The organism is Mesorhizobium sp. LNHC229A00, from assembly GCF_000502415.1.
In the GTDB taxonomy this organism is placed as follows: Bacteria; Pseudomonadota; Alphaproteobacteria; order Rhizobiales; family Rhizobiaceae; genus Mesorhizobium.
In genome coordinates this window covers 1-793 of sequence record NZ_AYWQ01000126.1, presented here as the reverse complement: position 1 = coordinate 793, position 793 = coordinate 1, and the positions used below count along the sequence as shown (strand labels likewise).

1 protein-coding gene is annotated in these 793 nt (G+C 63.2%); it reads left to right on the top strand.

Features of this window, described 5'->3' with window-relative positions:
* The coding region (locus tag X742_RS140325; RefSeq protein ID WP_023775648.1) for an N-6 DNA methylase at positions 1-793 on the top strand (793 nt) is incomplete at both ends.

The following is a 793-nucleotide window of genomic DNA, read 5'->3' as shown; positions in this document are numbered from 1 at the left end:
CGTCACCGCCTTCATGGTCGATCGTATCGACCCGCATCCAGGCGAAATCCTGTTCGATCCCGCCTGCGGCACAGGCGGGCTTCTCACCTGCGCCATCCGTCACATGGAGGCCAAGGGCTACGTCCGCACGCCGAAGCAGCGCGAGACGATGCAGGGCGCCCTGCGCGCGGTGGAAAAGAAGCAGCTTCCGCACATGTTGTGCGTCACCAACATGCTGCTGCACGGCATCGAGGACCCGAGCTTCGTGCGCCACGACAACACGCTGGCCCGGCCGCTGATTTCGTGGAGCAAGGATGAGCGCGTCAATATCGTCGTCACCAATCCGCCCTTCGGCGGGCGCGAGGAAGATGGCATCGAAAACAATTTCCCGACCTTCCGCACCAAGGAGACGGCCGACCTGTTCCTCGCCCTAATCGTGCGCCTCCTGAAACAAGACGGCCGCGCCGCCGTGGTGCTGCCCGATGGCACGCTGTTCGGCGAGGGCGTCAAGACCCGGCTGAAGGAGCATCTGATGGAGGAGTGCAACCTCCACACCATCGTCCGCCTGCCCAATTCCGTGTTCAAGCCCTATGCCTCGATCGGCACCAACCTGCTATTCTTCGAGAAGGGCACGCCGACGAAAGACATCTGGTTCTACGAGCACCGCGTGCCGGAAGGCCAGAAAGCCTATTCGATGACCAAGCCGATCCGGCTGGAGCATTTCCAGAGCTGCATCGATTGGTGGGGCGGCAAGGACCGGAAAGGCCGCGGGGAGACGCCGCAGGCGTGGAAGGTAAGCGCCGCGGAGGTGAAG